At 63.1% G+C, this 5,126-nt stretch carries 4 protein-coding genes; 3 read left to right on the top strand and 1 reads right to left on the bottom strand.

All coding sequences use genetic code 11. The features are described from left to right. Nucleotides 1–163: 163 nt before the first annotated feature. A complete protein-coding gene (locus GVI59_RS18315; RefSeq protein ID WP_010339851.1) occupies nt 164–706 on the bottom strand; it encodes a MarR family winged helix-turn-helix transcriptional regulator in 543 nt (180 codons plus the stop codon). 100 nt (nt 707–806) lie between these two features. Between GVI59_RS18315 and GVI59_RS18310 the strand changes: the two genes are divergently transcribed. The 3 genes from GVI59_RS18310 (at nt 807) to GVI59_RS18300 (ending at nt 4,984) form a co-directional block, all read left to right on the top strand. After that, a complete protein-coding gene (locus tag GVI59_RS18310; RefSeq protein ID WP_010339850.1) occupies nt 807–1,283 on the top strand; it encodes a YkgB family protein in 477 nt (158 codons plus the stop codon). 133 nt (nt 1,284–1,416) lie between these two features. Further along, nucleotides 1,417–2,001, top strand: a complete 585-nt coding sequence (locus GVI59_RS18305) for a recombinase family protein (RefSeq protein WP_010339849.1) — start codon at nt 1,417–1,419, stop codon at nt 1,999–2,001. Nucleotides 2,002–2,005: 4 nt separating this feature from the next. Further along, nucleotides 2,006–4,984 (top strand): Tn3-like element ISMpo10 family transposase, encoded by a 2,979-nt coding sequence (locus GVI59_RS18300; RefSeq protein WP_012449407.1) that lies wholly within the window; start codon nt 2,006–2,008, stop codon nt 4,982–4,984. The last annotated feature ends 142 nt before the right edge of the window (nt 4,985–5,126 follow it).

Genomic DNA, 5,126 nt, shown 5'->3' with positions numbered 1-5,126 from the left:
TCAAGCCGGATCACATCAAGCGCATTCTGGAATTGTTGAGACAGGTTCGACAGATCGGGATTGATCCCGTCGTCGCCAAGCGCATTCACATCGACCGCTTTCACCAATACGGGGTCAGGACATAGAACGGGCACAGATATACGCTAAGCGTCTCTGCGCGCACTTATGGGTCGACTCTATGCGTCGACGACTCCAGCATTCCAAAGGCATCCATCGGACAGTTGTAGCATCGCCTCTCGTCGCAGAGCCGGCATATCGTCAGCGCCGAGACAGCGTCGTCAGACATCTGCGCAAGTATTGTCTCGGCAATACGTTCCAGCACGAGGCGGTCAGCATTCGAGACATGGCTAAGGATTTCGGATAAAGTCTCGTTTCTTCGTTGCAGGATCGCAGATAGGCGAGTCTCGCCTGCCTCAGTGAGCATCAGCGCTACTGCACGACGGTCCCGTAGCGCTTTGGATCGAACGGCGAACCCGGCTGCAACCAATCGATCGACAAGCCGCACCGTCCCCGCGTGGGACAAGCCTAGCACCCGTCCTAATTCGTCGATCGAAAGACCGGTCGCGTGACCGATGACGACGATCGCCGCGGTGGTTTCGCCACCGCCGGGTATCGTCGGGTCGAATGCCGCCTTCTTAATTCGATCGGTGATGCCCACTGCGAGGGCGCCGAACAGATTGACGAGCCGGTCCGAGAGTACGTTCAAAGGGTTGCCTCATTCATTGACGGCGCATAGTGTATGCGCAGCGCATATATCACGCCTGTGCATGAAGGCAGGTCATGCGCCATGATGAAAGCGAGGCACCATGTTTTCGACATTACACATAGCTGAAAAGACGACCGGCTCTCGCGGGTCTCTCGCGTTGCTGCGCTGGGCGCTGGTGGTCATCTTTCTCTGGTTCGGTTGCATGAAATTCACGAGCTATGAAGCGATGGGCATCGCGCCATTGATGAAGAACAGTCCGATCATGAGCTGGATTCCGGCCGTTTTTGGGGTGCAGGGTGGAAGCTATTTTATAGGCACCGTCGAGCTCGCGACGGCCGCTGCGCTGATTATCGGTGCTTTCAACAAGACGGCCTCCGCTCTCGGCGCGGCGATGTCATGCCTGACTTATGCCGTGACACTGACGTTTTTCCTGAGCACGCCTGGCGTCGCCGAGCCGACCGCTGGCGGGTTCCCGGCGATTTCGGCCGGAACCGGACAGTTCCTGTTGAAGGACCTGGTGCTTCTTGCGGCATCAGCGTGCCTTCTACTTGCGTCCATACGGACAGCAGACGCGTGACGGCAAACAGGTGATAGGCGACGCTCCGGACCTGCGCTTTTGCCGAACCATACCCGCCTCAGCCCATAACGATCGACAAACCCTGTCGCTTTGATAGGGTGTTCGAAAACATGCTTTCGAGGGTTTGTCGTACATGCTGGTCGGATATATGCGGGTGTCAACGACCGATGACCGCCAAACGGTCGATCTCCAGCGGGACGCGCTCGTCGCAACCGGGGTCGATCATCGGCATCTCCATACCGACAAGGCATCCGGCGCGCGCGACGACCGACCAGGCCTGAAAGCCTGCCTCGACTATCTGAACGCGGGCGACACACTGATCGTGTGGAAGCTCGACCGGCTCGGACGCTCGCTGCCGCACCTGCTGACGATCGTCACCGATCTGAAGGCGCGCGGCATCGCGTTCCGGTCGCTGACCGAGCAGATGGATACGACCACGCCGCACGGCGAATTGCTGTTCTCGCTGTTCGGTGCATTGGCACAATATGAGCGTGCGCTCACGCGCGAACGGGTGATGGCGGGACTGGCTGCTGCCAAACGCCGGGGACGCCAAGGTGGCCGCCCGCCGATGATCGACGCCGAAACGCTCGAGCGGATCACCGCCGCGCTGGATGGCGGGGCCAGCAAGGCGTCCGTCTGCCGGACCTTCAAGGTGCCGCGTTCGACCCTTCTCGGCACGCTTGCCCGGATCGGCTGGACCGCACCGGCCAAGGTCTAAGCCGATGCCGCGTCGCGCCGTCCTGTCGGACGAGCAACGCGCGGCGTTGCTCGCGCTTCCCGACGACGAAACCCTGCTCGTCCAGCACTGGACATTGAGCCGGGACGACTTGGCCATCATCGTCCGCCGGAGGCGACCGCATAACCGGCTGGGTTTCGCGATCCAGCTTTGCGCGCTGCGCTATCCTGGCCGTTTCCTGCGACCCGGTGAACTGATCCCTGATACGCCGCTCGCGTTCGTCGCAGAGCAATTGCAGGTCGGACCCGAGGTGCTGGCCGACTACGCGACGCGCGGCCCGACCCGGTACGAACAGCTCGATGCACTGCGCGATGCATTCGGCTTCATGCCGCTCAGTCGGCCGCTGCGAACGACGTTGCAGGAATGGCTCCTGCCGATCGCGCTGACGACGACCAGCGGGGCTAGGCTGGCGCGCGTGATGCTGGATGAGTGCCGGCGACGGCGCATCATTGTGCCGGGCATCAGTTCGGTCGAGCGGATGGTCGCACAGGCGTTGCTCGATGCCGAACGCCATGTCGCCGAGCATCTGACCCGAGGACTCGATGCTCGACAGCGCCGGCTGCTCGATGCGCTTCTCCTGCCCCACACAGGCACGAACTTGAGCGATCTGGCCTGGGTGCGGCAGTCACCCGGCAAGCCCGGCCGAAAGACATTCGCCGCCATCATCGAGCGACTGACACTGCTTCGGGCCATCGGGATCGATCCGGATATCGCCGTAGGCGTCCATCCCGAGCGCCTCCGACGCCTGTGCCAGGAAGGCGTGCGGCTGACCGCGCAACATGTTCGGACGCTGCAAGCGACGCGGCGTCGCGCCACATTGGTGGCGACCATCCTCGAAACCATCGTTACCCTCACCGACGATGCGGTGCTGATGTTCGATCGCCTGCTTGGGCAGATGTTCCGGCGCGAACAGAACAGCGCGGACACGACACTCAAGCGCAACCGGCGCACCATCAACGGCAAAATCCGGCTGCTTGCCCAACTCGGCGCTGCCTTGCTCGCCGCCAAGATATCAGGTGGCGATATCGGCGCTGCGGTCGAGGCAGCGATCGGATGGAATGATCTCGGCCGCGAGGTCGATGAAGCCCGCAAGCTGATCCGCCCCGATTCGGTCGATCCCGTCGCGGTCGCCGCGACCAATTACCCCGTCCTCCGACAGGTCGGTCCCTCGTTCATCGCCTCGTTCACATTCGGGGCGGTGCCAGCCTGCCATGCGCTCGCGCGAGCGGTCGCGATCATGCGCGACCTTCATTTTGGTCATCTGCGCAAATTGCCTGCAGGCACGCCAGTCGGCTTCATCCGGCAAGCTTGGCGTCGGGCGATCGGCACCGGCATTCCCGATCGCAGGATCTATGAATTGTGCGTGCTGGTCGAGCTTCGCGACCGGCTTCGCGCCGGCGACATGTGGGTCGAGGGAAGCCGACGCTATCGTGCTGTCGAGCAGCAACTCATTCCTGCCCCCGTATTCGCCAACATGCGCGCGGCCGGCCCCTTGCCGATACCGGCACCGGATACGGCCGATATCTGGCTGGCCGAACGACGCGCCCGCCTCGCCCGTCGATTGGCCGAGGTCGAGCGAAAGGCGGAGACGGACGCGCTGGAAGACGTGCAGCTCAGCTTGGGCAGGCTGCGGATTTCGCCCTTGAAGGCGATTACTCCCGAGGAATCCGATACCGCCCTTGCGCCGCTCTATGCGCATCTGCCCGCGATCCGCATCACCGACCTTCTTGCCGAAGTCGATCGATGGACCGGGTTCAGCCAGTGCTTCACGCATCTGCAAAGTGGCCGTGCCGCGGATGAACCACGTGCGATCCTCACGGCGGTGCTCGCCGATGCCACCAATCTGGGCCATACGCGCATGGCGGAAGCCTGCAATCTCGTGACCCAGCGCCAACTCGGTTGGCTCGCCTCGTGGCATCTGCGCGAGGAAACCTACGGTCGCGCGCTCGCCCGGCTTGTCGACGCCCAACACACCGCGCCGCTGGCCGCGCTGTTCGGGTCCGGCACCTCGTCCAGCTCAGACGGTCAGAACTTTCCGCTCGACCGCCGCGCCCAGGCAACCGGCGCAGTCAATCCGCACAAGGGGACAGAGCCGGCTGTCTCCTTTTACAGCCACGTCTCGGATCGCTACGCGCCGTTCCATTCCACAGTTATCTCCGCTTCGGCGAGCGAGGCGGCACAGGTGCTCGACGGGCTGCTCCACCACGGCGCCGATCTGCACATCGAAGAGCATCACGTCGATGGCGGGGGCGTCTCCGACCATGTGTTCGCGCTATGTCATCTGCTTGGGTTCCGGTTCGCGCCGCGTATCCCGAATATCGCCGCACGCCGTTTGCACCTGTTTAACGGCATCGAACCCGGCCCCGATATTGCGCCGCTGGTCGCGGGCCGCATCGACGAAGGTCTGATCGAGGCACACTGGGACGACGTGCTGCGACTGGGAACCTCGATCCGCACAGGCGTCGTCAGCGCCTCGATCATGCTGGAACGGCTCGGCTCCTATCCACGCGCCAACGGCCTGGCACTGGCGTTGCGCGAGATCGGTCGCGTCGAGCGTACCCTGTTCACGCTCGACTGGATCGAGCAGCCCGAACAGCGTCGCCGCGCCACCCGCGAACTCAACAAGGGAGAAGCGGAAAATGCCCTGAAACGCGCCATCTTCTTCCATCGCATCGGCCGTATCCGCGATCATGCGCTGCAAGCCCAAAGCCATCGGGCGAGCGCGCTGAACCTCGTCGCCGGTGCCATCGTCCTGTGGAACACGACCTACCTGCAAGCCGCCCGGATGCATCTCGCCAACCTCGGCCGGCCGGTCCCGCCGGACCTGCTGCAACACCTATCACCGCTCGGTTGGCAGCATATCAATCTCACCGGCGATTACCTCTGGACCGATCCCGATGCGCCATCCACCGCGCTCAGACCGCTTCGCCAGATGCGCGCCGTCGAAGGCACGGCAAAACCTTAGCGTATATCTGGGTCCGTTCTGTGTACCGACCCCAATACGTCCGGGAAGGCCGGATATCTCCGGCCTCGATGATCGAGCGCTACACGCCATCACGCCGTTACGCCACGCTCGTCGCTTTCCTGATCGATGCCGAGGAACGTCT

This window comes from Acetobacter sicerae, assembly GCF_011516765.1.
Classification (GTDB): Bacteria; Pseudomonadota; Alphaproteobacteria; order Acetobacterales; family Acetobacteraceae; genus Acetobacter; species Acetobacter sicerae.
The sequence above is the reverse complement of the archived record's forward strand: the minus strand, read 5'-3'. Positions and strand labels throughout refer to the sequence as shown.

Excerpts from the sequence above, each read along its gene's own strand:
- GVI59_RS18300 (WP_012449407.1), top strand. The coding sequence starts at position 2,006 with ATGCCGCGTCGCGCCGTCCTGTCGGACGAGCAACGCGCGGCGTTGCTC.
- GVI59_RS18310 (WP_010339850.1), top strand. The coding sequence starts at position 807 with ATGTTTTCGACATTACACATAGCTGAAAAGACGACCGGCTCTCGCGGG.
- GVI59_RS18305 (WP_010339849.1), top strand. The coding sequence starts at position 1,417 with ATGCTGGTCGGATATATGCGGGTGTCAACGACCGATGACCGCCAAACG.